The organism is Pseudomonas sp. QL9 (assembly GCF_041409665.1).
Taxonomy (GTDB): domain Bacteria; phylum Pseudomonadota; class Gammaproteobacteria; order Pseudomonadales; family Pseudomonadaceae; genus Pseudomonas; species Pseudomonas knackmussii.
In genome coordinates, this window is sequence record NZ_CP166971.1 from 3,965,829 (window position 1) to 3,991,865 (window position 26,037).

At 64.5% G+C, this 26,037-nt stretch carries 29 protein-coding genes; 16 read left to right on the forward strand and 13 right to left on the reverse strand.

The genetic code is table 11. From position 1 onward, the window contains the following. Positions 1-14: 14 nt before the first annotated feature. Together ACA097_RS18560 and tldD are read left to right on the forward strand one after the other, a co-directional pair. Positions 15-863: a carbon-nitrogen hydrolase family protein gene (locus ACA097_RS18560; protein WP_043254681.1), complete on the forward strand. Its 849-nt coding sequence runs from the start codon at positions 15-17 to the stop codon at positions 861-863. A gap of 2 nt (positions 864-865) precedes the next feature. Continuing rightward, on the forward strand, positions 866-2,308 hold the full coding sequence (gene tldD / locus ACA097_RS18565; protein ID WP_371365138.1) for a metalloprotease TldD: 1,443 nt from the start codon (positions 866-868) through the stop codon (positions 2,306-2,308). Between the two features lie 19 nt (positions 2,309-2,327). Here the strand turns inward: tldD and yjgA are convergent, their stop codons facing one another. Next, complete coding sequence (gene yjgA, locus ACA097_RS18570) at positions 2,328-2,852, reverse strand: ribosome biogenesis factor YjgA (protein ID WP_236658325.1); 525 nt, start codon at positions 2,850-2,852, stop codon at positions 2,328-2,330. A 119-nt stretch (positions 2,853-2,971) separates the two neighbouring features. On the opposite strand from yjgA, the gene pmbA reads away from it, so the two are divergent. Next, positions 2,972-4,321 (forward strand): metalloprotease PmbA, encoded by a 1,350-nt coding sequence (gene pmbA, locus ACA097_RS18575; RefSeq protein ID WP_043254677.1) that lies wholly within the window; start codon positions 2,972-2,974, stop codon positions 4,319-4,321. Between the two features lie 60 nt (positions 4,322-4,381). On the opposite strand, the gene ACA097_RS18580 is transcribed toward pmbA, so the two are convergent. The 10 genes from ACA097_RS18580 to ACA097_RS18625 all read right to left on the reverse strand — a co-directional run bounded on the left by ACA097_RS18580 (position 4,382) and on the right by ACA097_RS18625 (position 11,465). After that, positions 4,382-4,654 carry an HPr family phosphocarrier protein gene (locus ACA097_RS18580; protein WP_043254675.1) on the reverse strand — a complete coding sequence of 91 codons (273 nt, stop codon included), beginning with the start codon at positions 4,652-4,654 and terminating at the stop codon, positions 4,382-4,384. Positions 4,655-4,687: 33 nt separating this feature from the next. Continuing rightward, positions 4,688-5,545 carry an RNase adapter RapZ gene (gene rapZ, locus ACA097_RS18585; RefSeq protein ID WP_043254673.1) on the reverse strand — a complete coding sequence of 286 codons (858 nt, stop codon included), beginning with the start codon at positions 5,543-5,545 and terminating at the stop codon, positions 4,688-4,690. A 2-nt stretch (positions 5,546-5,547) separates the two neighbouring features. Further along, positions 5,548-6,012, reverse strand: a complete 465-nt coding sequence (ptsN, locus tag ACA097_RS18590) for a PTS IIA-like nitrogen regulatory protein PtsN (RefSeq protein ID WP_043254670.1) — start codon at positions 6,010-6,012, stop codon at positions 5,548-5,550. Positions 6,013-6,021: 9 nt separating this feature from the next. Next, the gene (hpf, locus tag ACA097_RS18595; RefSeq protein WP_009617801.1) at positions 6,022-6,330 is read right to left on the reverse strand and encodes a ribosome hibernation-promoting factor, HPF/YfiA family; all 309 of its coding nucleotides are present in this window, start codon (positions 6,328-6,330) and stop codon (positions 6,022-6,024) included. A 77-nt stretch (positions 6,331-6,407) separates the two neighbouring features. After that, positions 6,408-7,904 (reverse strand): RNA polymerase factor sigma-54, encoded by a 1,497-nt coding sequence (locus ACA097_RS18600; protein ID WP_371365142.1) that lies wholly within the window; start codon positions 7,902-7,904, stop codon positions 6,408-6,410. Between the two features lie 232 nt (positions 7,905-8,136). Continuing rightward, entirely contained in the window at positions 8,137-8,862 is a 726-nt protein-coding gene (lptB, locus tag ACA097_RS18605) for an LPS export ABC transporter ATP-binding protein (protein ID WP_043254664.1), read from the reverse strand. Then, the gene (gene lptA, locus ACA097_RS18610) at positions 8,862-9,398 is read right to left on the reverse strand and encodes a lipopolysaccharide transport periplasmic protein LptA (protein ID WP_043254662.1); all 537 of its coding nucleotides are present in this window, start codon (positions 9,396-9,398) and stop codon (positions 8,862-8,864) included. The genes lptB and lptA overlap by 1 nt, the downstream gene beginning before the upstream one ends. Continuing rightward, a complete protein-coding gene (gene lptC, locus ACA097_RS18615) occupies positions 9,385-9,957 on the reverse strand; it encodes an LPS export ABC transporter periplasmic protein LptC (RefSeq protein ID WP_043254660.1) in 573 nt (190 codons plus the stop codon). Before lptC ends, lptA begins: the two co-directional genes overlap by 14 nt. Before the next feature lie 8 nt (positions 9,958-9,965). After that, positions 9,966-10,490, reverse strand: coding sequence for an HAD family hydrolase (locus ACA097_RS18620; RefSeq protein WP_043254658.1), 525 nt, complete (start codon positions 10,488-10,490; stop codon positions 9,966-9,968). Beyond that, the gene (locus ACA097_RS18625) at positions 10,491-11,465 is read right to left on the reverse strand and encodes a KpsF/GutQ family sugar-phosphate isomerase (RefSeq protein WP_371365145.1); all 975 of its coding nucleotides are present in this window, start codon (positions 11,463-11,465) and stop codon (positions 10,491-10,493) included. Between the two features lie 242 nt (positions 11,466-11,707). Here ACA097_RS18625 and ACA097_RS18630 point away from each other — a divergent pair, with 242 nt between their 5' ends. The 10 genes from ACA097_RS18630 to hisC all read left to right on the forward strand — a co-directional run bounded on the left by ACA097_RS18630 (position 11,708) and on the right by hisC (position 19,612). Further along, a complete protein-coding gene (locus ACA097_RS18630; RefSeq protein WP_043254654.1) occupies positions 11,708-12,517 on the forward strand; it encodes an ABC transporter ATP-binding protein in 810 nt (269 codons plus the stop codon). Next, entirely contained in the window at positions 12,517-13,314 is a 798-nt protein-coding gene (gene mlaE / locus ACA097_RS18635) for a lipid asymmetry maintenance ABC transporter permease subunit MlaE (RefSeq protein ID WP_043254653.1), read from the forward strand. Before ACA097_RS18630 ends, mlaE begins: the two co-directional genes overlap by 1 nt. Continuing rightward, entirely contained in the window at positions 13,314-13,787 is a 474-nt protein-coding gene (gene mlaD / locus ACA097_RS18640) for an outer membrane lipid asymmetry maintenance protein MlaD (RefSeq protein WP_043254650.1), read from the forward strand. The genes mlaE and mlaD overlap by 1 nt, the downstream gene beginning before the upstream one ends. Before the next feature lie 18 nt (positions 13,788-13,805). Beyond that, entirely contained in the window at positions 13,806-14,459 is a 654-nt protein-coding gene (locus tag ACA097_RS18645) for a phospholipid-binding protein MlaC (protein ID WP_371365148.1), read from the forward strand. Beyond that, the gene (locus tag ACA097_RS18650; RefSeq protein ID WP_043254648.1) at positions 14,456-14,767 is read left to right on the forward strand and encodes a lipid asymmetry maintenance protein MlaB; all 312 of its coding nucleotides are present in this window, start codon (positions 14,456-14,458) and stop codon (positions 14,765-14,767) included. Before ACA097_RS18645 ends, ACA097_RS18650 begins: the two co-directional genes overlap by 4 nt. Before the next feature lie 116 nt (positions 14,768-14,883). Beyond that, positions 14,884-15,123: a BolA family protein gene (locus ACA097_RS18655; RefSeq protein ID WP_043254646.1), complete on the forward strand. Its 240-nt coding sequence runs from the start codon at positions 14,884-14,886 to the stop codon at positions 15,121-15,123. Between the two features lie 21 nt (positions 15,124-15,144). Further along, on the forward strand, positions 15,145-16,410 hold the full coding sequence (murA, locus tag ACA097_RS18660; RefSeq protein ID WP_371365150.1) for a UDP-N-acetylglucosamine 1-carboxyvinyltransferase: 1,266 nt from the start codon (positions 15,145-15,147) through the stop codon (positions 16,408-16,410). 12 nt (positions 16,411-16,422) lie between these two features. Further along, positions 16,423-17,058 carry an ATP phosphoribosyltransferase gene (gene hisG, locus ACA097_RS18665; RefSeq protein ID WP_043254643.1) on the forward strand — a complete coding sequence of 212 codons (636 nt, stop codon included), beginning with the start codon at positions 16,423-16,425 and terminating at the stop codon, positions 17,056-17,058. Positions 17,059-17,183: 125 nt separating this feature from the next. Next, positions 17,184-18,494, forward strand: a complete 1,311-nt coding sequence (hisD, locus tag ACA097_RS18670) for a histidinol dehydrogenase (protein WP_043254641.1) — start codon at positions 17,184-17,186, stop codon at positions 18,492-18,494. Between the two features lie 59 nt (positions 18,495-18,553). Next, the gene (gene hisC / locus ACA097_RS18675) at positions 18,554-19,612 is read left to right on the forward strand and encodes a histidinol-phosphate transaminase (RefSeq protein ID WP_371365152.1); all 1,059 of its coding nucleotides are present in this window, start codon (positions 18,554-18,556) and stop codon (positions 19,610-19,612) included. 46 nt (positions 19,613-19,658) lie between these two features. Here hisC and algW read toward each other — a convergent pair whose 3' ends face one another. Beyond that, positions 19,659-20,819, reverse strand: coding sequence for a Do family serine endopeptidase AlgW (gene algW, locus ACA097_RS18680; protein ID WP_043254637.1), 1,161 nt, complete (start codon positions 20,817-20,819; stop codon positions 19,659-19,661). Between the two features lie 114 nt (positions 20,820-20,933). On the opposite strand from algW, the gene ACA097_RS18685 reads away from it, so the two are divergent. Continuing rightward, positions 20,934-21,692: a Nif3-like dinuclear metal center hexameric protein gene (locus tag ACA097_RS18685; protein WP_371365154.1), complete on the forward strand. Its 759-nt coding sequence runs from the start codon at positions 20,934-20,936 to the stop codon at positions 21,690-21,692. Positions 21,693-21,699: 7 nt separating this feature from the next. On the opposite strand, the gene mltB is transcribed toward ACA097_RS18685, so the two are convergent. After that, the gene (gene mltB / locus ACA097_RS18690; RefSeq protein ID WP_371365156.1) at positions 21,700-22,809 is read right to left on the reverse strand and encodes a lytic murein transglycosylase B; all 1,110 of its coding nucleotides are present in this window, start codon (positions 22,807-22,809) and stop codon (positions 21,700-21,702) included. Between the two features lie 336 nt (positions 22,810-23,145). Here mltB and cysD point away from each other — a divergent pair, with 336 nt between their 5' ends. After that, positions 23,146-24,063 carry a sulfate adenylyltransferase subunit CysD gene (gene cysD / locus ACA097_RS18695; protein ID WP_043254631.1) on the forward strand — a complete coding sequence of 306 codons (918 nt, stop codon included), beginning with the start codon at positions 23,146-23,148 and terminating at the stop codon, positions 24,061-24,063. A 12-nt stretch (positions 24,064-24,075) separates the two neighbouring features. Next, positions 24,076-25,977 carry a sulfate adenylyltransferase subunit CysN gene (gene cysN, locus ACA097_RS18700; protein ID WP_371365159.1) on the forward strand — a complete coding sequence of 634 codons (1,902 nt, stop codon included), beginning with the start codon at positions 24,076-24,078 and terminating at the stop codon, positions 25,975-25,977. Positions 25,978-26,037: the final 60 nt, after the last annotated feature.

Here is a 26,037-nt window from a genome sequence, read left to right on the forward strand (position 1 = left end):
TGTCGGAGAACCGCATGTCCATCGCCGTGATCCAGATGGTCAGCCAGGACGATGTCCTGGCCAACCTCGCCGCCGCCCGTCGCTTGCTCGAACAGGCTGCCGAAGGGGGCGCCCGCCTCGCCGTGCTGCCGGAAAATTTCGCCGCCATGGGCCGCCGCGACCTGGCCGACCTCGGGCGTGCCGAGGCACTCGGCGAAGGCCCGATCCTGCCCTGGTTGAAAAGCACTGCCCGCGACCTCAGCTTGTGGATAGTCGGCGGGACCATACCGTTGCCGCCTGAAGATCGGCCGCAGGAGAAGGCCAACGCGTGCTCGTTGCTGTTCGACGAACGCGGCGAAAGGGTGGCGCGCTACGACAAGCTGCACCTGTTCGATGTGGACGTGGCCGATGCGCGTGGCCGCTATCGCGAGTCCGACGACTACGCCTTCGGCGACCGTGTGGTAGTTGCCGATACGCCAGTGGGGCGCCTCGGCCTGACGGTCTGCTACGACCTGCGCTTCCCCGAGCTCTATACGCGACTGCGTGAAGCGGGCGCCGAGCTCATCAGCACGCCTTCGGCGTTCACCGCGGTAACGGGCCAGGCACACTGGGAAATACTCATCCGCGCCCGCGCCATCGAAACCCAGTGCTACGTGCTGGCTGCGGGGCAGGGCGGTAGCCATCCACGCGGTCGCGAAACCTGGGGCCAGTCGGCCATCGTCGACCCCTGGGGACGCATCCTCGCCGAACAGGCCAAGGGCGAAGCGGTGCTGCTGGCCGAGCGCGACAGCGAAGAACAAGCGGCGGTCCGGCAGCGCATGCCGGTGGTCCGCCATCGCAGATTCTATCCGCCGGCCGAACCCGGTCCGGCGCCTACGGAGTGACTATGAGCGAGTTGTTGTCATCGGTGAGCCAGCAGCTGCTGGCCCCGGGCGGACTGGATATCGACGGCCTGCAACCGATCCTGCACGAGCTGAGCGGCCCGGGTATCGACGCCGCCGACCTGTACTTCCAGAGCCAGGTTTCCGAGTCCTGGATGCTCGAAGACGGCATCGTCAAGGAAGGCAGCTTCCATATGGACCAGGGCGTTGGCGTGCGCGCGCAGTCGGGCGAGAAGACCGGCTTCGCCTACAGCAATGCCATCAACGCCCAGGCCCTGAGTGAGGCGGCGCGCGCCGCGCGTTCGATTTCCCGCGCTGGGCAGAACGGCAAGGTGCAGGCGTTCCGCGCCACGGTGCCGCCGCGCCTGTATGCCGGCGACAACCCGCTGGACGTACTCAGCCGCGCCGAGAAGGTCGAGCTGCTGCAGAAGATCGATGCCGCCACCCGCGCGCTCGACCCGCGCATCCAGCAGGTCACCGTGAGCCTGGCCGGTGTCTGGGAGCAGATCCTCGTCGCCGCGGCTGATGGTTCGCTGGCAGCGGATATCCGCCCGCTGGTGCGCTTCAACGTCAGCGTCATCGTCGAGCAGAACGGCCGTCGCGAACGCGGTGGCCACGGCGGCGGCGGGCGTACCGACTACCGCTACTTCCTCCAGGAAGACCGCGCCATGTCCTACGCCCGCGAGGCGCTGCGCCAAGCCCTGGTCAACCTCGAGGCGGTACCTGCACCGGCCGGCACCTTGCCGGTGGTGATGGGCGCCGGCTGGTCAGGCGTGCTGCTGCACGAAGCGGTCGGCCACGGCCTGGAAGGCGACTTCAACCGCAAGGGCAGTTCGGCCTATAGCGGGCGCATCGGCGAGAAGGTTGCGTCGAGCCTGTGCACCATCGTCGACGATGGCACCCTGGCTGGACGTCGCGGCTCGCTGTCGGTGGATGACGAAGGCACTCCCACCCAGTACAACGTGCTGATCGAGAACGGCATCCTCAAGGGCTACATGCAGGACAAGCTCAATGCCCGCCTGATGGGTGTGGCGCGCACCGGCAACGGCCGCCGCGAGTCCTATGCGCACCTGCCGATGCCGCGCATGACCAACACCTACATGTTGGCCGGCCAGAGCGAGCCGGACGAAATCATTGCCAGCGTGGAGAGGGGCATCTACTGCGCCAACCTCGGCGGTGGCCAGGTGGATATCACCAGCGGCAAGTTCGTCTTCGCCACCAGCGAGGCCTACCTGATCGAGAACGGCAAGATCACCCGTCCGGTGAAGGGCGCGACCCTGATCGGCAACGGTCCGGAAGTGATGGGCCGGGTGTCCATGGTGGGCAACGACATGGCCCTGGACAGCGGTGTGGGTACCTGCGGCAAGGACGGCCAGTCGGTACCGGTGGGTGTCGGCCAGCCGACCCTGAAGATCGACGGCATTACCGTAGGCGGGACCGGCGCCTGAGGCGCCGGTGTGCTCAGGCTTATCGCAGGCCGCGTTTGAGCTCGTCGAGTTCGCGGATGTACTTGAAGATCTTCCGCGCTGCGGCTGGCGGTTTGTTATGAGCCGCTTCGTGCTGGGCGTGGCGGATCAGCTGCAGCAGGTGCTGGCGATCGCTGTCCGGATACTCGGCGAAGAATGTCGAGAGGGCTTCGTCGCCGCCGTCGATCAGGCGGTCGCGCCAGCGTTCGAGGGCGTGGAAGCGCTCGTTGTACTGGCGGGTCGAGCTGTCCAGCTGGTCGAGCAGCGCGACTATGGCTTCGAGGTCCTGGTCGCGCATCAGCTTGCCGATGAACTGCCGGTGGCGTTTGGCGGCGGCGTGGGCCTTGTGCTTGGGTGCCTCGTCGAGCGCGCGGCGCAGCGGTTCGGTGAGCGGCAGGCGGTCGAGCATGTCGGGCTTGAGCGCGGTCAGGCGCTCGCCGAGGTCCTGCAGGGCGTGCATCTCGCGTTTTACTTGCGTCTTGCTCTTCTCTCCGAACAGCGAGTCGTCGTCTTGATAATCAGCCATGGCGGTGGTCCAGTGGAAAACGCCGCCATGATAACCAGTCGAGGGCCGATTGTCCGGCCCGCCCGCGGTCTGCCGGCGCCGAAGCAGCCGGTCGCGGGACAGAACAGGAGTGTTGCGCAATGAGTGAACAGGCCAAGGCAGTCGGCCCGGAAGCGCTTCCGGAACTGCGCGAGCAGGTCGAGCGGATAGTCGCCGAAGCGAAGCGTCAGGGCGCCAGCGGCTGCGAAGTGGCGGTGTCGCTTGAGCAGGGGCTGTCCACCAGCGTGCGCCAGGGCGAGGTGGAGACCGTCGAATTCAACCGTGATCAGGGCTTTGGAATCACCCTGTACGTCGGGCAGCGCAAGGGCTCGGCGAGCACGTCGGCGACCGGCGAGGCAGCCATCCGGGAAACCGTGGCGGCGGCCCTTGCCATCGCCAAGCATGCATCCGAGGACGAATGCGCCGGGCTGGCCGATCCGGCGTTGATGGCCCGCGATCTGCCGGATTTGGACCTCTATCATCCCTGGGACCTGAACCCGGATCAGGCAGTCGAGCGCGCCCTGGCCTGCGAGGCGGCAGCATTCGCCACCGATGCGCGGGTCACCAAGGCCGACGGCACTACGCTGAATACCCACTATGGCTGCCGCGTTTACGGCAACAGCCACGGTTTCATAGGCGGCTACGCCAGTTCGCGGCATAGCCTGAGCTGCGTGATGATCGCCGAGGGTGAGGGGCAGATGCAGCGCGATTACTGGTACGACGTGAGTCGCCGTGGCGACCTGCTCGATAGCCCGGAGAACATTGGTCGTCGTGCTGCTCAGCGTGCTGCGCTGCGTCTGGGCGCGCGTCCGGTTCCAACCGCGGAAGTACCGGTGCTGTTCGCTCCGGAGGTCGCCGTGGGGCTGTTCGGCCACTTCCTCGGTGCCATCTCCGGCGGCAGCCTGTACCGCAAATCGTCCTTCCTCGAAGGATGCCTCGGCCAGAAATTGTTCCCGGAATGGCTGACCCTCGATGAGCGTCCGCTGTTGCGTGGCGCCCTGGGCAGTGCCTCCTTCGACAACGATGGCCTGGCGACCTACGCGAAGCCTTTCGTGGAGAACGGCGAACTGGTGTCCTACGTGCTTGGCACCTATTCCGGCCGCAAGCTGGGCATGCCGAGCACCGCGAACGCAGGCGGCGTGCATAACCTCTTCGTCAGCCACGGCGATGAAGACCAGAAGGCGCTGCTGCGCCGCATGGGGCGCGGCCTGCTGGTCACCGAGTTGATGGGGCAGGGCGTCAACCTGGTTACAGGCGACTACTCCCGCGGTGCGGGCGGTTACTGGGTGGAGAACGGAGAAATCCAGTTCCCGGTGCAGGAAGTCACCATCGCAGCCAACCTCAGGGACCTCTTCGCCAACATCCTCGCGGTGGGCAACGACGTCGAGAATCGCGGCAACCTGCATACCGGCTCGGTGCTGGTGGAGCGCATGATGGTCGCCGGCAACTGATACGTTGCCGGAGCAAAGAAAAAGCCCGCCAGATGGCGGGCTTTTCATGTCGAGGCGAACTTACTCGCCTTCGTCGAAATAGTTGTTGATCAGCTCGGTCAGTGCCTGCAGCGCTTCGTTCTCCTGTTCGCCTTCGGCGAGCAGGTGCAGATTGGTCCCCTTGCCGGCGGCGAGCATCATGACCGCCATGATGCTCTTGCCGTCCACGGTGTTTTCCGGGCTGCGGCCCACACGAATCTGGCAGGGGAAACGACCGGCCACGCCGACGAACTTGGCGGCAGCGCGGGCATGCAGACCGAGCTTGTTGATGATGGTGATTTCGAGGGCGGGCATCGCGAGGGGGCTGTCCTTTTTTCGGGTCGCTTGCTAGCTCAGGTCGCGGTGGCGAATCTGCACGTTCTTCAGGGTATCTCTCAGCGCCTTGCCGATCCGCTCGGCCAGAAACACCGAGCGATGATGGCCGCCCGTGCAGCCGATGGCAATGGTGACGTAGGCGCGGTTGCTCGCAGCAAAGCGCGGCAGCCATTTGTTCAGGTACGCCAGGGTGTCCTGGAACATCTCCTCCACGTCGGGCTGCTCGGCGAGATACTCCTGCACTTCCTTGTCGAGGCCGGAAAGCTCGCGCAATTCGGGCTTCCAGTACGGGTTGGGCAGGCAGCGCACGTCGAACACCAGATCGGCGTCCACCGGCATGCCGCGCTTGAAGCCGAAGGATTCGACGAGGAAAGCGGTGCCGAGCTCCGGCTTGTTCAGCAGGCGCAGTTTGATGACGTCGCGCAACTGGTAGAGGTTGAGGTTTGTCGTGTTCAGCTTGAGATCGGCGAGATCGGCGATCGGGCCTAGCAGGTTCGTCTCGTCGGCGATGGCTTCGGCCAGCGAGCGGGTATCGGTGGTCAGCGGGTGGCGCCGGCGGGTTTCCGAAAAGCGCTTGAGCAGCGTTTCGTCATCGGCGTCGAGGTACAGCACGTCGCACTGGATGTGCTTGTCGCGGGCTTCCTGCAGCAATTCGGGGAAGCGCTTGAGCTGGCTCGGCAGGTTGCGCGCGTCGATCGACACGGCAACTTGCGGGTGCATCAGTTCTGTGTGCAGCAGGGCGCGCTGTGCCAGATCGGGCAGCAGGCTGGCCGGCAGGTTGTCGATGCAATAGAAGCCGTTGTCTTCGAGGACGTTGAGGGCTGTACTTTTGCCCGAGCCGGAGCGGCCGCTGACGATGATCAGGCGCATGGTCAGTGGCCGTTCTGTACGTCCACGACGATTCGGTACAGCGCCTCGCCATCGGTGGCGTGACGCAGGCGATCGCGCACTTCGGATCGGTCGAGCATGGAGGCGATCTGCCGCAGCAGCTCCAGGTGCTCTTCGGTGGCGGCCTCCGGTACCAGCAGTACGAAGACCAGGTCGACAGGGGCGCCGTCGAGGGCGTCGAAATCGACAGGGGTGTCCAGGTGAAGGATGGCGCTGATTGGCGCCTTGCAGCCGGTCAGCCGGCAATGCGGAATGGCGATGCCATTGCCGAAGCCGGTGGAGCCCAGGCGTTCCCGGGCTACCAGGCTTTCGAAGATGGCTTGTGCGTCGAGCCCCGGCAGGTCGTGAACGACCAGGTTGGCGATCTGTTCGAGGACGCGTTTCTTGCTGCCTCCCGGCACGCTCACGAGGGAGCGGCCGGGGGTCAGGATTTGCTCAAGTCGGATCATAGAGGGGGGTTAGCGGACTCCAACGCCCTGTTGGCGTTCGAGGTACTTTTCCTTGTGTTTGATCAGTTGGCGATCGAGTTTGTCGGTCAGAAGGTCGATGGCTGCGTACATGTCTTCATGTTCGGCGCAGGCCACCACCTCACCCCCGGAGATATGCAGCGTGGCTTCGATTCGCTGTTTCAGCTTTTCGACCTCCATGATGACCTGAACATTGGTGATCTTGTCGAAGTGGCGCTCCAGTCGGCCGAGTTTTTCGACCACATAGTCGCGCAGGGCGTCGGTCACATCCAGTTGATGGCCACTGATGTTGACTTGCATACCGCTTTCTCCTTATTGCCCGTGTATAAGTGGCAGGTTAATGCAACCTGCCGCCGGAACACTTTGGCTTGGGTCAATCAGACCAGTCGCTTGCGCTCGCTGGATGGAGCTATACCGAGAGATTCGCGGTACTTGGCGACGGTCCGTCGTGCCACTTGAATGCCCTGTGCCTCCAGTAAACCAGCGATCTTGCTGTCGCTCAACGGCTTTTTCGGACTTTCTGCCGCGACCAGTTTCTTGATGATCGCGCGGATCGCGGTGGACGAGCACTCGCCCCCTTCGGAGGTGCTGACGTGGCTGGAGAAGAAGTACTTCAGCTCGAAGATGCCACGCGGCGTGTGCATGAATTTCTGCGTGGTGACGCGCGAGATGGTCGACTCGTGCATGCCCACCGCTTCGGCGATGTCGTGCAGCACCAGCGGTTTCATGGCCTCTTCGCCGTACTCGAGGAAGCCGCGCTGGTGCTCGACGATCTGGGTCGCGACCTTCATCAGCGTTTCGTTGCGGCTCTGCAGGCTCTTGATGAACCAGCGCGCCTCTTGCAGCTGGTTGCGCATGAAGGTGTTGTCGGCGCTCGAGTCGGCGCGGCGTACGAGGCCTGCATATTGCGAGTTCACGCGCAGGCGCGGTACCGCTTCCTGGTTGAGCTCTACCAGCCAGCGCTCGTTGTGCTTGCGTACGATGACGTCGGGCACCACGTACTCGGCTTCGCCCGACTCGATCTGCGAGCCGGGGCGTGGATGCAGTGACTGGATCAGCTCGATGGTTTCGCGCAGCTCGTCTTCCTTGAGCTTCATGCGGCGCATCAGCTGGCTGTAGTCGCGGCTGCCGAGCAGGTCGAGGTGATCGCTCACCAGGCGCTGCGCCTCGGTGAGCAGGTAGGTGTTCTCAGGCATCTGGCGCAGTTGCAGCAGCAGGCATTCGCGCAGGTTGCGCGCGCCGACACCCGCCGGCTCCATCTGCTGGATGCGGCGCAGGACTACTTCCACCTCGTCCATCTCGACGTCGAGTTCGGGGTCGATGGAGGAGAGAATGTCGTCGAGGGATTCTTCCAGGTAACCGTCGTTGTTGATGCCGTCGATGATGCTCAGCGCGATCAGGCGATCGGTATCGGACATCGGCGCCAGGTTGAGCTGCCAGAGCAGGTGGCTCTGCAGGCTTTCGCCGGCGGAGGTGCGGGCGGTGAAGTCCCACTCGTCGTCATCGCTGCTGGGCAGGCTGCTGGCACTGGTCTGGTAGATGTCTTCCCAAGCCGTATCCACCGGCAGCTCGCTCGGGATGCGTTCGGCCCACTGGTCGTCGTCCAGGCTGTCCACGCTGGGCGTGGTGCTTTCCTGGTAACTGTCGGTCTGGGTGGTGGTGCTGGAGGCAGCTTCGGCGCCTTCGCCCATCGGGTCGCTGCCGTCGTAGTCGTCACCGTCCTCCTGGCGCTCGAGCATCGGGTTGGACTCCAGGGCCTCCTGGATTTCCTGTTGCAGGTCCAGGGTGGAGAGCTGGAGCAGTCGGATGGCCTGTTGCAGCTGCGGCGTCATCGTCAGCTGCTGGCCCATCTTGAGGACTAGCGATGGTTTCATGGCTGGAACTTGGCACCTTGTTCGCCGGCGCGGAGTGCGCCTATCCACGACTACGGACGCTGCCTTGGTCGATTCGTTCAGAATCGTCGCGGCGCCGCTAGGAAGCAAGTTATATGCCTGAAATTTTGTTACTTGCCTAGCCTTGAAACATTTCTCCAGACGTGGGTGGAGGGCTTGGCAGAGAGGCGGGAGGAGGTGCCTGCCGGGCCTTTGTGGCCCGGCGGCGTAGGGCTTAGAGGCGGAACTCGTGGCCCAGGTAGACTTCCTTGACCAGTTCGTTGGCCAGGATGGTTTCCGAGTCGCCTTCGGCAATCAGTTGGCCGTCGTTGACGATGTAGGCGGTCTCGCAGATATCCAGGGTCTCGCGGACGTTGTGATCGGTGATCAGGATGCCGATGCCCTTGGTCTTGAGGTGATGGATGATCTGCTTGATGTCGCCCACCGAGATCGGGTCCACGCCGGCGAAGGGTTCATCGAGCAGGATGAACTTGGGCGAACTGGCCAGGGCGCGGGCGATTTCCACGCGGCGGCGTTCACCACCGGACAGGCTCATGCCAAGGTTGTCGCGGATGTGGTGGATGTGGAATTCCTCGAGGAGTCCGTCGAGGGCCTCCTTGCGACCGGCTCGATCGAGGTCCTTGCGGGTCTCGAGGATGGCGCTGATGTTGTCCGCCACCGACAGCTTGCGGAAGATCGAGGCTTCCTGCGGCAAATAGCCGATGCCGGCGCGGGCGCGGCCATGCATCGGCAGGTTGGTGACGTCCTGGTCGTCGATGCGGACCAGGCCCTGATCGGCGCGCACCAGGCCGACGATCATGTAGAAGCAGGTGGTCTTGCCGGCGCCGTTGGGGCCGAGCAGGCCGACGATCTGCCCGCTGTCGATGCTCATGCTGACGTCGCGGACGACCTGGCGACCCTTGTAGCTCTTGGCAAGGTGTTGCGCGGTTAGGGTAGCCATTACTGGGCCTGGTCCTGCTTCTTCTTGGGCTGGATGACCATGTCGATGCGCGGGCGCGGCGTGGTCACCGGGGTTCCGGTGGCGCGGCCGGCATTGACGATCTGCCGTTCGGTGTCATAGACGACCTTCTCGCCTTCGAAGGTGTTGCCCTCCTGGATCACCTTGGCCTGGTCGATCAGGATCACTCGGTTCTGCGCTACGAAGTACTGGATGGTCAGGCCGTAGGCCTTGGTGAGTTCCTTGTCCGGCGCCGGCTTCTGCTCGAAATACGCAGGCTTGCCGACCGAGGTGACTACCTCGATATCGCCGTTCTTGTTCTGCTTGAGGGTCACTGTGTTGCCAGTCAGCTTCATGCTGCCCTGGGTGACCACCACGTCGCCCTTGTAGACTGCGACGCCTTGCTTGTCGTCCAGCTCGGCGCTGTCGGCCTGGACGCGGATCGGTTGCTCGCGGTCCGTCGGGAGTGCCCAGGCGGCGGCGCTGCCGAGGCTGGCGGCGAGGCTGAGGAGTAGGGGGAGGGTATTAACGAACCTCATGCTGACCTCTTACGTTGGACAGCAGGAGCATCCGGCTGTCTTTCAGATACGCTTTCATTCCTATCGCCGTCGTCACGCCGTTGGGCTCGGTGATCTTAACGGGCTGTTCGGTTTGCGCATAATTCTGGTCCGGGAACACGGTCATGCGCGTAGTGGTTAGCAGCAGCGTGCGGTTCTCGGCATCAGTGCGCTTGACGCGGACATCGTCGATCAATTCGACCTGCTTGCCTTCCGGGCCGACCTCGGCGCGCACGCTCTGCACGTGCCAGGGCTGCGGTTGGCCTTCGCGGAAGAAGTACAGGTCGGGCGTGGTGACGTTGGTGACGTCGGTAGCCTTCATGTGTTCCAGGCGGTCGGCGGTCATCTCGTAGGCGAGCGTGCCGTCGATGCGGTACTGAACACTGTGGGCGTTCGCTGCGTAGAAATCGATCGCGTCATTGCTGGGCGGGATCTTGCGTTCGGTGAACAGGTCCAGGCGCACGTTCCAGTAATAGCCCATGGCGATCAGCAGGACCGCGATCAGGGCAAGGAGCAGCTTCTGGCGAAAAGTCTTCGGCATGTTCGGCTCTACAGATAAGCGCTTTGCGCCGCTTCCAGGTTGCCCTGGGCGCGCAGGATCAGTTCGCAGAATTCCCGGGCTGCACCTTCGCCGCCGCGCGCCTGGGTCACGCCGTGGGCGTGCTGGCGAACGAAGGCGTCGGCGTTGGCTACGGCCATGCCCAGGCCGACCCGGCGGATCACCGGCAGGTCTGGCAGGTCGTCGCCCAGGTAGGCGACCTGTTCATAGCCTAGCCCGAGTTCGGCTAGCAGTTGGTCGAGCACTACCAGCTTGTCCTCGCGGCCCTGGAACAGGTGCTGGATGCCCAGGTTCTGCGCGCGGCGCTCGACAACGGCGCTCTTGCGGCCACTGATGATCGCGGTGCGCACACCGGAGGCGATCAGCATCTTTATGCCGTGGCCGTCAAGGGTGTTGAAGGTCTTGAACTCGCCGCCGTCGGGGAGGAAGTAGAGCTTGCCGTCGGTGAGCACGCCGTCGACGTCGAACACCGCCAGGCGCACGCCGCTGGCGCGTTGCAGCAGATCTGCGGTCATTCAGATGACTCCGGCGCGGGTCAGGTCGTGTACGTGCAGTACGCCCACCGGGCGATCATTTCCGTCGACTACGACGAGAACGTTGATCTTGTGGTCGTCCATGATTTTCAGGGCTTCGGCGGCCAGCATGTCCGGGCGCACGGTCTTGCCGTGAACGGTCATGACCTGGTCGATGGTCACCTGGCGTACGTCCAGCCCCTTGTCGAGGGTGCGGCGCAGGTCGCCGTCGGTGAATACGCCAGCGAGTCGGCCGTCGTCGCCGAGGATGATGGTCATGCCAAGGCCCTTGCGGGTCATCTCGAGCAGAGCGCCGCTGAGCGAGGTGCCAGGGGAAACCTGCGGCAGTTCCTCGCCCACGTGCATGACGTTTTCCACTTTAAGCAGCAGTCGCCGGCCCAGGGCGCCGCCCGGGTGGGAGAATGCGAAGTCCTCGGCAGTGAAACCGCGGGCTTCCAGCAGGGCGATAGCCAGGGCGTCGCCGAGTACCAGGGAAACGGTGGTGGAGGAGGTCGGCGCGAGGTTCAGCGAGCAGGCTTCGTGCTCGACGCTGGCGTCCAGGTTGACCGCGGCGGCCTTGGCCAGCGGCGATTCCGGGTTGCCGGTCATGCTCACCAGGGTGATGCCCAGGCGCTTGATCAGCGGCAGCAGGGTGACGATCTCGGCGGTCGAGCCGGAGTTGGACAGCGCCAGGACCAGGTCGTCCTTGGTGATCATGCCCATGTCGCCATGGCTGGCTTCGGCCGGGTGTACGAAGAATGAAGGGGTGCCTGTACTGGCCAGGGTCGCGGCGATCTTGCGGCCGATGTGGCCCGACTTGCCCATGCCGACCACCACCACACGGCCCTTGCACTTCAGCAGGAGCTCACAGGCCAGGGTGAAATCCGCTCCGATTCGCGGCAGGAGGGCATCGACCGAGTCGCGCTCGAGGCTGATGGTGCGCTGTGCCGACTGGATGAAATCGTGATTCTGGCTCATGTTCCATTGGAATGGGGCGAGGGGAAGGGCGAGATTATAACGGTAAAGCGCGATGGGCATCATCCTGCTGCGTTCGATCTTGCGCACAGATTGCTGAACTCCTGCTGAACACGCGGTCTTCAGCGCTTGGGACGGGACCGACGGAGTGCTATAGTTCGCCGCCGTTCGGCCTGTCATGCGTCACCGTGCCTCAGCGGCTTGACGTGGCATTGCAGGGACAGGGCTGTCACGCAAGGAGTTCTATGAGCACCGATGAAAATTACGCTGTCGAATTGAAGGGAGTGACCTTCAAGCGCGGCAATCGCGCCATCTTCGACAACGTGGATATCCGTATTCCGCGCGGCAAGGTCACCGGCATCATGGGGCCGTCGGGCTGTGGCAAGACCACCCTGCTGCGCCTGATCGCCGCGCAACTGCGCCCCGCCAAGGGCGATGTGCTGGTCAACGGGCAGAACCTGCCCACGCTGGCTCGCGCCGACCTCTTCGACATGCGCAAACAGTTCGGCGTGCTGTTCCAGAGCGGCGCGCTCTTCACCGATCTGGATGTCTTCGAGAACGTCGCCTTCCCGCTGCGGGTGCATACCGAGCTGCCGGACGAGATGATCCGCGACATCGTCCTGATGAAGCTGCAGGCGGTGGGCCTGCGTGGTGCAATCGACCTGATGCCGGACGAGCTGTCCGGCGGCATGAAACGCCGCGTTGCGCTGGCCCGGGCAATCGCCCTGGACCCGCAGATACTCATGTACGACGAGCCGTTCGTGGGCCAGGACCCTATCGCCATGGGCGTTCTGGTGCGCCTGATTCGCCTGCTCAACGATGCCCTGGGCATCACCAGCATCGTGGTCTCCCACGATCTGGCAGAGACCGCGAGTATTGCCGACTACATCTATATCGTCGGCGACGGCAAGGTGCTCGGCCACGGTACGCCTGCCGACCTGCGCGATCTCGATGACCCGCGCGTGCGCCAATTCATGAAGGGGATTCCGGACGGCCCGGTGCCGTTCCATTACCCCGCGCGCGACTATCGCGCCGATCTGCTGGGAGAACGCTGATGCGCAAGACTTCACTGCTCGAGCGGATTCGCCTGCTCGGGCGGTCCGGCCTCGATGTGCTTGAAGCACTTGGGCGCTCCACGCTGTTCCTGGGCCACGCGCTGATCGGTCGGCGGGTTCCCGGAGGCATGGGCACGCTGCTGGTCAAGCAGCTCTATGCGGTGGGCGTGCTGTCGCTGGCGATCATCGTGGTGTCCGGCATCTTCATTGGCATGGTGCTAGCCCTGCAGGGCTACAACATCCTCAAGGACTACGGCTCGGAGCAGGCAGTAGGGCAGATGGTTGCCCTGACGCTGCTGCGCGAACTGGGCCCGGTGGTAACCGGCCTGCTGTTCGCCGGACGCGCCGGCTCGGCGCTGGCTGCGGAGATCGGCAACATGAAGTCGACCGAGCAGCTCTCCAGCCTCGAGATGATCGGTGTCGACCCGCTGCGCTACGTGATCGCGCCGCGCCTGTGGGCGGGTTTCATCTCCATGCCGCTGCTCGCTGCGATCTTCAGTGTCGTTGGCATCTGGGGTGGCGCCGCGGTGGCGGTGGATTGGCTGGGCGTTTATGAAGGTTCGTTCTGGGCGAACATGCAGAACAGCGTGCATTTCGGCGAGGATGTGCTCAATGGCGTCATCAAGAGCCTGGTGTTCGCCTTCGTGGTGACCTGGATCGCGGTGTTCCAGGGCTACGATTGCGACCCGACTTCCGAAGGTATCAGCCGCGCAACGACTCGTACCGTGGTCTATGGCTCCCTTGCCGTACTGGGGCTGGACTTCATTCTGACCGCTTTGATGTTTGGAGACTTCTGATGCAAACCCGCACCCTGGAAATCGGTGTAGGCCTGTTCCTTCTCGGCGGCCTGCTGGCCCTGCTGCTGCTGGCCCTGCGTGTCAGCGGACTGACCGTCGGGCATTCCAACGATACCTACCGGCTGTATGCCTACTTCGACAACGTGGCCGGCGTCACCGTGCGCGGCAAGGTGACCATGGCTGGCGTGACCATCGGCAAGGTGGTGGCAGTGGACCTGGATCACGACAGCTATCGCGGCCGCGTGACCATGGAGATCAACCGGGACGTCAACAACCTTCCCGATGATTCCACCGCGTCTATCCTGACTGCTGGTCTGCTCGGCGAGAAATACATCGGTATCAGCGTCGGCGGCGACGATCAGATGCTCAAGGACGGCGGTGTGATCCACGACACCCAGTCCGCGCTGGTGCTGGAGGACCTGATCGGCAAGTTCCTGCTGAACTCGGTCAATAAAGACGACACCAAGAAGTAATCGATGAGGATGAATGCCATGCTGACTCTCCTGCGTCGTGGCCTGCTGGTTCTGCTCGCCACGCTGCCCCTGTTCGCCAATGCCGCGCCTAGCCCGCAGCAAGTGGTGCAGCAGACCGTCGACAGCCTGCTGTCCGACCTCAAGGCCAACAAGCCGGCCTACCGTGCCGATCCCAAGCAGCTCTACGCCGCGCTGGATCGTATCCTCGGTCCGGTGGTGGACTCCGAGGGCATCGCCAAGGGCGTGATGACCGTCAAGTATTCCCGCCAGGCCACGCCCGAACAGGTCAAGCGCTTCGAGACCGTGTTCAAGAACAGCCTCATGCAGTTCTACGGCAACGCCCTGCTGGAATACGACAACCAGGACATCCGCGTGCTGCCGGCCACCGGCAAGCAGGACCCGGAGCGTGCTCCGGTGAACATGGAAATCCGCGACAGCAAGGGCACCGTCTATCCGGTGCAGTACACCATGATCAGCCAGAACGGCACCTGGCGCCTGCGTAACGTGATCATCAACGGCATCAACATCGGCAAGCTGTTCCGTGACCAGTTCGCAGATTCCATGCAGAAGAACGGCAACGACCTGGAGAAGACCATTGCCGGTTGGGACCAGGTAGTGGCCAATGCCAAGAACACCGCCAAGGGCCAGTCGCAAGACGGTGGTGATCAATGACCAGCCAGGCCGGCATCAGTGAAGTCGAGGCCGGCGTGCTGCATCTGAGCGGCGTCCTCGACTACCGCAGCGGTCCGCAACTGCGCGCCGAGGGTCGCAGTCTGATCGCGGCGACCCAGGCTCCGCGCCTGGTGCTCGACTGCTCGGCAGTGGAGAAGTCCAGCAGCGTCGGCCTGTCCTTGCTGCTGTCCTTCCTGCGCGACGCTGACCAGGCGAAGAAGCCGCTGGAAATCCGTGGCCTGCCCAAGGACATGCGTGACATCGCCAAGGTCAGCGATCTGCAGGAAATCCTGCCGCTCAAGGACTGACCGCCCGGGTGGGCGAAAGCCCTCCGTCCGCGAGCGCCATTGGCGGGGTTCGCAGGCGGGGGGCTTTTTTGTATCATTGCCGACCCGCGCGCGTTGAGCGCCGATCGAGGTCGAGCATGCAGGCGATTGAAGTCAAGAACCTCCTGGAAGAAAAACTCCCGGGAACCCAAGTCGAAGTGGAAGGCGAAGGCTGCAACTTCCAGTTGAACCTGATCAGCGATGAGCTGGCCGGCCTTGGTCCGGTCAAGCGTCAGCAGCAGATCTATGCCCACTTGAACGACTGGATCGCCAGTGGCGCCATCCACGCCGTAACCATGAAATTCTTCAGCCGCGCCGCCTGGGCCGAGCGCTCCTGAGTCGCCGGGGAAATACCTGCTATGGACAAACTGATCATTACCGGCGGCTCCCGCCTCGATGGCGAGATTCGCATCTCCGGTGCCAAGAACTCCGCTCTGCCGATTCTTGCCGCCACCCTGCTGGCCGACACTCCGGTCACCGTGTGCAACCTGCCGCACCTGCACGACATCACCACCATGATCGAACTGTTCGGTCGCATGGGCGTGCAGCCGGTGATCAACGAGAAGCTCAACGTCGAAGTCGACGCCAACAGCATCAAGACCCTGATCGCCCCCTACGAGCTGGTGAAGACCATGCGCGCCTCGATCCTGGTGCTCGGCCCGATGGTCGCGCGCTTCGGTGAGGCGGAAGTCGCCCTGCCCGGCGGCTGCGCCATCGGTTCGCGTCCGGTCGACCTGCACATCCGCGGTCTCGAGGCCATGGGCGCGCAGATCACCGTCGAAGGCGGCTACATCAAGGCCAAGGCTCCGGCCGGCGGCCTGCGTGGCGCGCACTTCTTCTTCGATACCGTCTCCGTGACCGGTACCGAGAACATCATGATGGCCGCGGCCCTGGCCAACGGCCGTACCGTGCTGGAAAACGCCGCTCGCGAACCGGAAGTGGTCGACCTGGCCAACTGCCTGATCGCCATGGGCGCGCAGATCCAGGGCGCCGGCACCGACACCATCACCATCGATGGCGTGAAGCGCCTGGGCGGCGCCAAGTACAGCGTCATGCCCGACCGCATCGAGACCGGTACCTACCTGGTCGCCGCTGCCGCCACCGGTGGTCGCGTCAAGCTCAAGGACACCGATCCGACCATCCTTGAAGCAGTGCTGCTGAAGCTCGAAGAGGCTGGTGCCCACATCAACACCGGCAACGACTGGATCGAGCTGGACATGAAGGGCAACCGGCCGAAGGCGGTGAACATCCGCACCGCGCCGTACCCGGCATTCCCCACCGACATGCAGGCTCAGTTCATCTCCCTGAACGCGGTCGCCGAAGGCACCGGCGCGGTTATCGAGACCGTGTTCGAGAACCGCTTCATGCACGTCTATGAAATGAACCGCATGGGCTCGCAGATCCTCGTCGAGGGCAACACTGCCATCGTCACCGGCGTTCCGCATCTGCGTGGCGCTCCGGTCATGGCGACTGACCTGCGTGCATCCGCCAGCCTGGTGATCGCCGGCCTGGTGGCCGAAGGCGACACCCTCATCGACCGCATCTACCACATCGACCGTGGTTACGAGTGCATCGAAGAGAAACTGCAACTGCTCGGCGCGAAAATCCGCCGTGTGCCGGGCTAAGGCTGAGCTGACATGCTGACCATCGCCCTGTCCAAGGGCCGCATCCTCGACGACACCCTGCCGCTGCTCGCAGCGGCAGGCATCGTGCCGACCGAGAATCCGGACAAGAGCCGCAAGCTGATCATCCCCACCACGCTCGATGACGTGCGCCTGCTGATCGTCCGTGCCACCGACGTGCCGACTTATGTCGAGCACGGCGCCGCCGACCTCGGCGTGGCCGGCAAGGACGTGCTCATGGAGTATGGTGGCCAGGGCCTGTACGAGCCGCTGGACCTGAAGATCGCCAACTGCAAGCTGATGACCGCCGGTGCGGTCGGCGCGCCGGAGCCCAAGGGCCGCCTGCGCGTGGCCACCAAGTTCGTCAACGTCGCCAAGCGCTACTACGCCGAACAGGGCCGTCAGGTCGACGTGATCAAGTTGTACGGCTCCATGGAGCTGGCACCGCTGGTCGGCCTGGCCGACAAGATCATCGACGTGGTCGATACCGGCAACACCCTGCGCGCGAACGGCCTGGAACCCCAGGAACTGATCGCCACCATCAGCTCGCGGCTTGTCGTCAACAAGGCCTCGATGAAGATGCAGCACGCCCGCATCCAGGCGCTGATCGATACCCTGCGCGACGCCGTCGAGGCGCGACACCGTCACTGATACTCACCGCGGTCCCATGACCGCGGCCGCCTATCCGTGTCATAGCCAAATTATCTCGGGTGCCCGCACGGTGGGCTTGCTAGTCTAGCGGCGCCCGAGATCACGCCAAATTTAAGAGGCCAGCTATGACCGCACCCTTCGCCATCCGTCGACTCAACGCCGCCGATCCGGACTTCGCGCGTCATCTGGACCATCTGCTGTCCTGGGAAAGCGTTTCCGACGACGCCGTGAACCAGCGCGTGCTGGACATCATCGCCGCCGTGCGCAGCCGTGGCGACGCCGCCGTGGTGGAGTTCACCCAGCGTTTCGACGGCCTCGAAGCGAAGTCCATGGCCGACCTGATCCTGCCGCGCGAGCGTCTGGAACTGGCCCTGACCCGCATCACCCCGGCCCAGCGCGAAGCCCTGGAAACCGCCGCCGCCCGTGTGCGCAGCTACCACGAGAAGCAGAAGCAGGACTCCTGGCGCTACACCGAGGCTGACGGCACCGTGCTTGGCCAGCAGGTCACCCCGCTGGATCGCGCCGGCCTGTACGTACCCGGCGGCAAGGCTTCCTATCCGTCGTCCGTGCTGATGAACGCTATTCCGGCGAAAGTCGCCGGCGTAGCCGAAGTCGTGATGGTGGTGCCGACGCCGCGTGGCGAGATCAACGAGATCGTCCTCGCTGCCGCCTGCATCGCCGGCGTCGACCGCGTCTTCACCATCGGCGGCGCGCAGGCCGTGGCCGCGCTGGCCTATGGCACCGAGAGCGTGCCGCAGGTGGACAAGATCGTCGGCCCGGGCAACATCTACGTCGCCACCGCCAAGCGCCACGTCTTTGGCCAGGTCGGCATCGACATGATCGCCGGTCCGTCCGAGATCCTCGTGGTCTGCGACGGCGGCACCGATCCGGACTGGATCGCCATGGACCTGTTCTCCCAGGCTGAGCACGACGAAGACGCCCAGGCCATCCTGGTCAGCCCGGACGCCGAGTTCCTCGACAAGGTCGCCGCCAGCATCGATAAGCTGCTGCCGACCATGGAGCGCGCCGAAATCATCCGCACCTCGCTGAGCAACCGCGGCGCGCTGATCCACGTCGCCGACCAGGCCCAGGCCTGCCAGGTAGCCAATCGCATCGCGCCGGAACACCTGGAGCTGTCGGTGGCCGACCCCGAAAGCTGGCTGCCGAACATCCGCCACGCCGGCGCCATCTTCATGGGTCGCTATACCGCCGAGGCCCTGGGCGACTACTGCGCCGGCCCGAACCACGTGCTGCCGACCTCCGGCACCGCGCGCTTCTCGTCGCCGCTGGGCGTATACGACTTCCAGAAGCGCTCGTCGATCATCTTCTGCTCGGCTGACGGCGCCTCTGTGCTGGGTGGCACTGCTTCGGTGCTGGCCCGCGGCGAGTCGCTGACCGCCCACGCGCGCAGTGCCGAATACCGCATCAAGAACTGAACCCCGTTTCGCCGCCCCGCGTGGGGCGGCCCTACAACGCATTCGAGGAGAGAAGGGCGATGAGCAAGTTCTGGAGCCCCTTCGTCAATGAGCTGGTGCCCTACATCCCGGGCGAGCAGCCGAAGCTGGCCAAGCTGGTCAAGCTGAACACCAACGAGAACCCCTATGGCCCGTCGCCCAAGGCACTGGCCGCCATGCAGGGTGAGCTTAACGACAACCTGCGCCTGTACCCGGACCCCAACGCCGACCGCCTGAAGCAAACCATTGCCGACTACCACGGCGTGCGCCCGAGCCAGGTGTTCGTCGGCAACGGTTCCGACGAGGTCCTGGCCCATGCCTTCCACGCGCTGTTCCAGCACGAAGGCCGGCCGCTGCTGTTCCCCGACGTGACCTACAGCTTCTATCCGGTCTACTGCGGCCTCTACCGTGTGGCCTTCGAGGCGGTGCCGCTGGACGAGCAGTTCCAGATCCGCATCGAGGACTACGCCAAGCCCAACGCCGGGATCATCTTCCCCAACCCCAACGCACCCACCGGCTGCCTGTTGCCGCTGGAAGCCATCGAGCGCCTGCTCAAGGCGAACCCGGACAGCGTGGTGCTCGTGGATGAAGCCTACGTCGACTTCGGCGGCGAGACCGCCATCAGCCTGGTGAATCGCTACCCGAACCTGCTGGTCGCGCAGACCCTGTCCAAGTCGCGCTCACTGGCCGGGCTGCGGGTCGGCTTTGCGGTGGGGCACGAGGACCTGATCGAGGCCCTGGAGCGGGTGAAGAACAGCTTCAACTCCTACCCGCTGGATCGCGTGGCGCAGGCCGGTGCGATTGCGGCGTTCGAGGACGAGGCCTACTTCCAGCAGACTTGCCAGGCGGTGATCGCCAGCCGCGAGAAGCTGGTCGGCGAGCTGCGCGGCATGGGCTTCGAGGTGCTGCCTTCGGCGGCGAACTTCATCTTCGCTCGTCACCCTCGGCATGATGCTGCCGAGCTGGCCGCCGGCCTGCGCGAGGAGGGCGTGATCGTGCGCCACTTCAAGCAGGCGCGAATCGCCCAGTTCCTGCGCATCAGCATCGGTACCGAGGAGCAGAATCAGGCTCTGCTGGACGCCCTGCGTCCGCGCATCTGAGTCGCTCCCGGCAATGAAGAACGGCGCCCTTGGGCGCCGTTTTTCGTTACTGCTGTTGTTGCTGCGGATTCGGCGCCGGCGGCGGACGCAGGCCGACTTCCGCCTGCAGGGTGAGGTGCTTGCCGTTGCGCAGGATCTCGATGGAAATGTGCTGGTTGGGCTTTGTGCGCGCCACCTGGTTCATCGCCTTGCGCCCGTCGCTGGCCGGCTCGCCATCGATGCTCAGGATGATGTCGCCAGGTAGCATGCCGGCCCGCGAGGCCGGGCCGTCGCGATACACGCCGGCGACCACGATGCCGGCCTTGTCCTGCAGGCCGAAGGACTCGGCCAGTTCCGGCGTCAGCGGCTGTACTTCGACGCCCAGCCAGCCACGGATCACCTGGCCGTGCTCGATGATCGACTGCATCACGTCGATTGCCAGCTTCACCGGGATGGCGAAGCCGATGCCCTGGGAGCCGCCGGACTTGGAGAAGATCGCGGTGTTGATGCCGATCAGGTTGCCGTTGGCATCCACCAGCGCGCCGCCGGAGTTGCCCGGGTTGATCGCGGCGTCGGTCTGGATGAAGTCCTCGTAGGTGTTCAGGCCGAGCTGGTTGCGCCCGGTGGCGCTGATGATGCCCATGGTCACGGTCTGGCCGACGCCGAAGGGGTTGCCGATGGCCAGGCAGACATCGCCGGTGCGGATGCCGTCGGAACGGCCGAGGGTCATGACCGGCAGGTCCTTGAGATCGATCTTGAGCACCGCAAGGTCGGTTTCCGGGTCGCTGCCGACCAGGCTGGCGGTGGTTTCGCGACCGTCGCGCAGGGCCACCACTATCTGATCGGCGCCGGCGGTAACGTGGTTGTTGGTCAGCAGGTAGCCCTCGGGGCTCATGATCACCGCCGAACCGAGGCTGGACTCCATGCGCTTCTGTTGCGGCAGGTTGTCGCCGAAGAAGCGGCGGAACAGCGGGTCGTCGAGCATCGAGTTGGTCGGCTTGCTGACCATCTTGGTGGTGTACAGGTTGGCCACCGCCGGCGCCGCGCGGGTGACGGCGTCGGCGTAGCTGACCGGGCCCTGCTGGATGCGGCTGAGCAGCGGCGCTTGTTGCAGATGCACTTCCTGCTGCGGCAGGCCGACCCACTCGGGGTTACGCTGGATGATCAGTAGCGCCAACAGGACGCCAACAAGCGCGGGCCAGCCGAGAAAACGCAGGGCCTTCAGCATCGGAGGGAATTCCTTGGGGTTGTCCGGCCTGGGGAAGGCCGTTAGGGTGGCCGCCATTATACGAGCGGCGTGCCAAGAAAGTAGCCGTCCGCACTGCAGTCTGGAGGAAAATCAATGACGATCGAGCTAAGTGTTCTGGTCGAAGAAGCCGACCGTTTCCTGGATGCCGCGCGCATCCAGGACTACTGCCCGAACGGCCTGCAGGTGCAGGGGCGTCCGCAGGTGCGGCGCATCGTCAGTGGCGTCACTGCCAGCCAGGCATTGCTCGATGCGGCCGTGGCCACCGAGGCCGATGCGGTGCTGGTGCACCACGGCTATTTCTGGAAGGGCGAGAATCCCTGTGTAGTTGGCATGAAGCAGCGCCGGCTGAAGACCCTGCTCGGCCACGACATCAGCCTGCTGGCCTATCACCTGCCGCTCGACCTGCATCCGGAAGTGGGCAACAACGTGCAGCTGGGCCGCCAGCTCGGCCTGACCATCGAGGGGCCGCTGGAGCCGGGCAACCCGCGCTCCATCGTGCTGGTTGGCGCGCCAGCGGAACCCATGGCGCCGGCCGACTTCGCCCGCCACGTTGGTGCTGTGCTCGGGCGCGAGCCACTGCTGGTCGAGGGCGACCGGCCGATCCGGCGCATCGCCTGGTGCACCGGTGGTGCCCAGGGCTACATCGACCAGGCGATTGCCGCGGGTGTCGATGCGTACCTCACGGGCGAAGTGTCCGAGCAGACCGTGCACAGCGCGCGGGAAAACGGCATCACCTTCATCGCCGCTGGCCACCACGCCACCGAGCGCTACGGCGTGCAGGCGCTGGGGCGTTACCTGGCCGAGCGCTTCGGCATCGAGCATCAGTTCATCGACTGCCCGAATCCGGCTTGACCGCGCGCTAGTTCCCCTTGGCCGCGTAACCGTGGCGCGCCTGGTCCACGGCTTCACCCAGCTTCCACACCGCCATGGCGTAGTGGGTGCTGTGGTTGTAGCGGGTGATCACATAGAAGTTCGGCAGGCCGTACCAGTACTGGTAGTTGCGGCCCATGTCGAGGCGCAGCAGGCTAGCGCTGGCATGGTTGCCGAGGGAGCCCTGCGGGCGCAGGCCCGCCGCACTCAAGGCGGTGACCGAATACTGCGTCTCGAAACCGACGTCCAGCGAGGGCGCCTGGCCGTATGCCGGGACGGCCACTATGTCGCCGGTCCGCCAGCCCTGCTGCTTGAAGTAGTTGGCGACGCTGCCGATGGCGTCGCGCGGGTTCCACAGGTCGATGTGGCCGTCGCCGTCGAAGTCCACCGCGTACTTGGCGAACGAGGACGGCATGAACTGGCCGTAGCCCATGGCGCCGGCAAAGGACCCGCGCAGGGCGAGCGGGTTGTCGTTTTCCTTGCGGCTGAGCAGGAGGAACTGCTCCAGCTCGTCGGCGAAGTAGTCGGCGCGGCGCGGATAGTCGAACGCCAGGGTGGCGAGCGCGTCGATGATGCGGGTCTTGCCCATCACGCGGCCCCAGCGGGTCTCCACGCCGATGATGCCGACGATGATTTCTTCCGGCACGCCATAGGTGCGCGAGGCGCGCTGCAGGTCGGCAGCGTACTGGTTCCAGAAGGCGACGCCGTTCTGCACGTTGTCCGGGGTTATGAACTTTTTCCGGTAGCGCAGCCAGGCACCGTTCGGGCCGTAGCTGCCGGGGTAGCTCACAGCCTGCTGGTCCATCAGGCGGATCACCCAGTCCAGCCGTTCGGTCTGCGCGAACAGCCCCTGCAGCTGCCGGCGGTCGAAGCCGTGCTCGCTGGCCATGCGCTCGATGAAGCGCTGCGCATTCGGGTTATTTGCGAAGTCGCCGGTCAGCGCGCCGCTCGTCTGCGCGCCCTGCCAGGGCACGTAGGTCTTCTGCGGAAGACTGCTGGCGGTGCTCTGTGGGGCGGGCGGCAGCGGAGGTGAAACGGGCTTGCTGCTGCATGCCGAGAGCAGGCACAGCGCGGGCAGGAAGGAAGCGATGCGACGCATGGGAAATCTGCAGGGTAGTGAGGCGGAGGAGGGCTATGGTAGCTCGGCGCGCGGGGCAGGCAAGTGCGGACATGACGCACTTCGCGGACGGTAGGCGAGGGATGTGCTATCCGATGGCCGGCCAGGACGTGTCGACCTGTCCGCTGTAGCCTCCTGGTTCCGGGCTGGAGCCCGCGCCGGGAGTCGCCTGCACGCCTTTGCGGGACTGAATGCGTATGGCTATATCGGTATATTTTTTTGGTATAAACCGCTCCCCGGTTAGAGCCTACGCGCTGTGGTAGAGTGCGCGCTCGTCTACGGCCCGAAGGCCGTCCATAAGCAATTCCGTGAGTAGCCATGGTCGACAAACTGACGCATCTGAAACAGCTGGAAGCGGAAAGCATCCACATCATCCGCGAGGTCGCCGCCGAGTTCGACAACCCGGTGATGTTGTACTCCATCGGCAAAGACTCCGCGGTGATGCTGCACCTCGCCCGCAAGGCGTTCTTCCCCGGCAAGTTGCCGTTCCCGGTGCTGCACGTCGATACCCGCTGGAAGTTCCAGGAAATGTATCGCTTCCGCGAGAAGATGGTCAGCGAATACGGCCTGGACCTGCTCACCCACATCAACCCCGATGGTGTGGCGCAGGACATGAATCCCTTCACCTACGGCAGTGCCAAGCACACTGACGTGATGAAAACCGAGGGCCTCAAGCAGGCGCTCGACAAGTACGGCTTCGATGCCGCCTTCGGTGGTGCGCGCCGCGACGAAGAGAAATCCCGCGCCAAGGAGCGCGTGTACTCGTTCCGTGACAGCAAGCACCGCTGGGACCCGAAGAACCAGCGCCCGGAACTGTGGAACGTCTACAACGGCAAGGTGAAGAAGGGCGAGTCGATTCGCGTCTTCCCGCTGTCCAACTGGACCGAGCTGGACATCTGGCAATACATCTACCTCGAGCAGATCCCGATCGTGCCGCTGTACTTCGCCGAAGAGCGCGAAGTCATCGAGATGAACGGCGCGCTGATCATGATCGACGACGAGCGCATCCTCGAGCACCTCACGCCTGAACAGAAGGCCAGCATCCAGAAGAAGATGGTGCGTTTCCGCACCCTCGGCTGCTACCCGCTGACCGGTGCGGTGGAATCCACCGCCACCACGCTGCCGGAAATCATCCAGGAAATGCTCCTGACCCGTACTTCCGAACGCCAGGGCCGCGTCATCGATCACGATGCCGCCGGTTCGATGGAAGAAAAGAAACGTCAGGGCTACTTCTAAGGTTCTCGCACCATGTCGCATCAATCCGATCTGATCAGCGAGGACATCCTCGCCTACCTGGCCCAGCACGAGCGCAAGGAACTGCTGCGCTTCCTCACCTGTGGCAACGTCGACGACGGCAAGAGCACCCTGATCGGGCGCCTGCTGCACGACTCCAAGATGATCTACGAGGACCACCTCGAGGCCATCACCAAGGACTCCAAGAAAGTCGGCACCACCGGTGACGAAGTCGACCTGGCGCTGCTGGTCGATGGTCTGCAGGCCGAGCGCGAGCAAGGCATCACCATCGACGTGGCGTACCGCTACTTCAGCACCTCCAAGCGCAAGTTCATCATCGCCGACACCCCCGGCCATGAGCAGTACACCCGCAACATGGCCACCGGCGCGTCCACCTGCGACCTGGCCATCATCCTGATCGACGCCCGCTACGGCGTGCAGACCCAGACCCGCCGGCACAGCTATATCGCCTCGCTGCTGGGCATCAAGCACATTGTCGTCGCGATCAACAAGATGGACCTGAAGGGCTTCGACCAGGGCGTCTTCGAGCAGATCAAGGCCGACTACCTGCAGTTCGCCGAGAAGATCCACCTGAAGACCAACTCGCTGCACTTCGTGCCCATGTCGGCGCTGAAGGGCGACAACGTGGTCAACAAGTCCGAGCGCTCGCCGTGGTACACCGGCCAGTCGCTGATGGAGATCCTCGAGACCGTCGAGATCGCCGGTGACCGCAATCTCGACGACATGCGCTTCCCGGTGCAGTACGTCAACCGTCCGAACCTGAACTTCCGCGGCTTCGCCGGTACCCTGGCCAGCGGTGTCGTGCGCAAGGGCGACGAGATCATCGCCCTGCCGTCGGGCAAGGGCAGCAAGATCAAGTCCATCGTCACCTTCGAGGGCGAGCTGGAGCAGGCCGGCCCCGGCCAGGCTGTCACCCTGACCCTGGAAGACGAGATCGACGTATCGCGCGGCGACATGCTGGTGCATGCCGACAACCGTCCGCAGGTCACCGACGCCTTCGACGCCATGCTCGTGTGGATGGCCGAGGAGCCGATGCTCCCGGGCAAGAAGTACGACATCAAGCGCGCCACCAGCTACGTGCCGGGCTCGATCCCGAGCATCACCCACAAGGTGGACGTGAACACCCTGGAAGAGACCGCCGCCAGCGAACTCAAGCTCAACGAGATCGCCCGCGTTAAGGTCAGCCTGGATGCGCCCATCGCCCTCGACGGCTACGCGCAGAACCGCACCACCGGTGCGTTCATCGTCATCGACCGCCTGACCAATGGCACCGTCGGCGCCGGCATGATCGTCGCCGCACCGCAGGCCGGTCAGAGCCACGCCAGCCACCACGGCCAAGGCGCTCACGTGAGCCGTGACGAGCGTTCCGCGCGCTTCGGCCAGCAGCCCGCCACCGTGCTGTTCAGCGGCCTCTCCGGCGCCGGCAAGAGCACCCTGGCCTATGCCGTGGAACGCAAGCTGTTCGACATGGGCCGCGCGGTCTATGTGCTGGACGGCCAGAACCTGCGTCACGACCTGAACAAGGGCCTGCCGCAGGATCGCGCTGGTCGCAACGAGAATTGGCTGCGCACAGCGCACGTTGCTCGCCAGTTCAACGAAGCCGGCCTGATCAGCCTGTGCGCCTTCGTTGCACCGAGCGCAGAAGGTCGCGAGCAAGCCAGGGCGCTGATCGGCGCCGAGCGCCTGGTCACCGTCTACGTGCAGGCTTCTCCGCAGGCCTGCCGCGAGCGTGATCCGCAGGGCTTGTACGCTGCCGGCCAGGACAACATCCCGGGTGAGTCCTTCCCCTACGATGTGCCGCTGGACGCCGATCTGGTGATCGACACCCAGAGCCAGTCGGTGGAAGAAGGCGTCAAGGCGGTCCTCGACCTGCTGCGTCAGCGCGGTGCGATCTGATCGCCGTCGCCTGACGTGAAAAAGCCCCGCTTCGGCGGGGCTTTTTCTTGGGGGCTTTTC

Excerpts from the sequence above, each read along its gene's own strand:
- yjgA (WP_236658325.1), bottom strand. The coding sequence starts at position 2,852 with ATGGCTGATTATCAAGACGACGACTCGCTGTTCGGAGAGAAGAGCAAG.
- ACA097_RS18600 (WP_371365142.1), bottom strand. The coding sequence starts at position 7,904 with ATGAAACCATCGCTAGTCCTCAAGATGGGCCAGCAGCTGACGATGACG.
- murA (WP_371365150.1), top strand. The coding sequence starts at position 15,145 with ATGGACAAACTGATCATTACCGGCGGCTCCCGCCTCGATGGCGAGATT.
- ACA097_RS18625 (WP_371365145.1), bottom strand. The coding sequence starts at position 11,465 with ATGAGCCAGAATCACGATTTCATCCAGTCGGCACAGCGCACCATCAGC.
- rapZ (WP_043254673.1), bottom strand. The coding sequence starts at position 5,545 with ATGCGCCTGATCATCGTCAGCGGCCGCTCCGGCTCGGGCAAAAGTACA.
- tldD (WP_371365138.1), top strand. The coding sequence starts at position 866 with ATGAGCGAGTTGTTGTCATCGGTGAGCCAGCAGCTGCTGGCCCCGGGC.
- ACA097_RS18580 (WP_043254675.1), bottom strand. The coding sequence starts at position 4,654 with ATGCCCGCCCTCGAAATCACCATCATCAACAAGCTCGGTCTGCATGCC.
- cysD (WP_043254631.1), top strand. The coding sequence starts at position 23,146 with ATGGTCGACAAACTGACGCATCTGAAACAGCTGGAAGCGGAAAGCATC.
- ACA097_RS18620 (WP_043254658.1), bottom strand. The coding sequence starts at position 10,490 with ATGACCGCAGATCTGCTGCAACGCGCCAGCGGCGTGCGCCTGGCGGTG.
- ACA097_RS18685 (WP_371365154.1), top strand. The coding sequence starts at position 20,934 with ATGACGATCGAGCTAAGTGTTCTGGTCGAAGAAGCCGACCGTTTCCTG.
- hpf (WP_009617801.1), bottom strand. The coding sequence starts at position 6,330 with ATGCAAGTCAACATCAGTGGCCATCAACTGGATGTGACCGACGCCCTG.
- algW (WP_043254637.1), bottom strand. The coding sequence starts at position 20,819 with ATGCTGAAGGCCCTGCGTTTTCTCGGCTGGCCCGCGCTTGTTGGCGTC.
- ACA097_RS18645 (WP_371365148.1), top strand. The coding sequence starts at position 13,806 with ATGCTGACTCTCCTGCGTCGTGGCCTGCTGGTTCTGCTCGCCACGCTG.
- pmbA (WP_043254677.1), top strand. The coding sequence starts at position 2,972 with ATGAGTGAACAGGCCAAGGCAGTCGGCCCGGAAGCGCTTCCGGAACTG.
- hisG (WP_043254643.1), top strand. The coding sequence starts at position 16,423 with ATGCTGACCATCGCCCTGTCCAAGGGCCGCATCCTCGACGACACCCTG.
- ACA097_RS18655 (WP_043254646.1), top strand. The coding sequence starts at position 14,884 with ATGCAGGCGATTGAAGTCAAGAACCTCCTGGAAGAAAAACTCCCGGGA.
- lptA (WP_043254662.1), bottom strand. The coding sequence starts at position 9,398 with ATGAGGTTCGTTAATACCCTCCCCCTACTCCTCAGCCTCGCCGCCAGC.
- mlaE (WP_043254653.1), top strand. The coding sequence starts at position 12,517 with ATGCGCAAGACTTCACTGCTCGAGCGGATTCGCCTGCTCGGGCGGTCC.
- ACA097_RS18630 (WP_043254654.1), top strand. The coding sequence starts at position 11,708 with ATGAGCACCGATGAAAATTACGCTGTCGAATTGAAGGGAGTGACCTTC.
- lptC (WP_043254660.1), bottom strand. The coding sequence starts at position 9,957 with ATGCCGAAGACTTTTCGCCAGAAGCTGCTCCTTGCCCTGATCGCGGTC.
- ACA097_RS18650 (WP_043254648.1), top strand. The coding sequence starts at position 14,456 with ATGACCAGCCAGGCCGGCATCAGTGAAGTCGAGGCCGGCGTGCTGCAT.
- hisC (WP_371365152.1), top strand. The coding sequence starts at position 18,554 with ATGAGCAAGTTCTGGAGCCCCTTCGTCAATGAGCTGGTGCCCTACATC.
- cysN (WP_371365159.1), top strand. The coding sequence starts at position 24,076 with ATGTCGCATCAATCCGATCTGATCAGCGAGGACATCCTCGCCTACCTG.
- mlaD (WP_043254650.1), top strand. The coding sequence starts at position 13,314 with ATGCAAACCCGCACCCTGGAAATCGGTGTAGGCCTGTTCCTTCTCGGC.
- hisD (WP_043254641.1), top strand. The coding sequence starts at position 17,184 with ATGACCGCACCCTTCGCCATCCGTCGACTCAACGCCGCCGATCCGGAC.
- ACA097_RS18560 (WP_043254681.1), top strand. The coding sequence starts at position 15 with ATGTCCATCGCCGTGATCCAGATGGTCAGCCAGGACGATGTCCTGGCC.
- lptB (WP_043254664.1), bottom strand. The coding sequence starts at position 8,862 with ATGGCTACCCTAACCGCGCAACACCTTGCCAAGAGCTACAAGGGTCGC.
- mltB (WP_371365156.1), bottom strand. The coding sequence starts at position 22,809 with ATGCGTCGCATCGCTTCCTTCCTGCCCGCGCTGTGCCTGCTCTCGGCA.
- ptsN (WP_043254670.1), bottom strand. The coding sequence starts at position 6,012 with ATGATCCGACTTGAGCAAATCCTGACCCCCGGCCGCTCCCTCGTGAGC.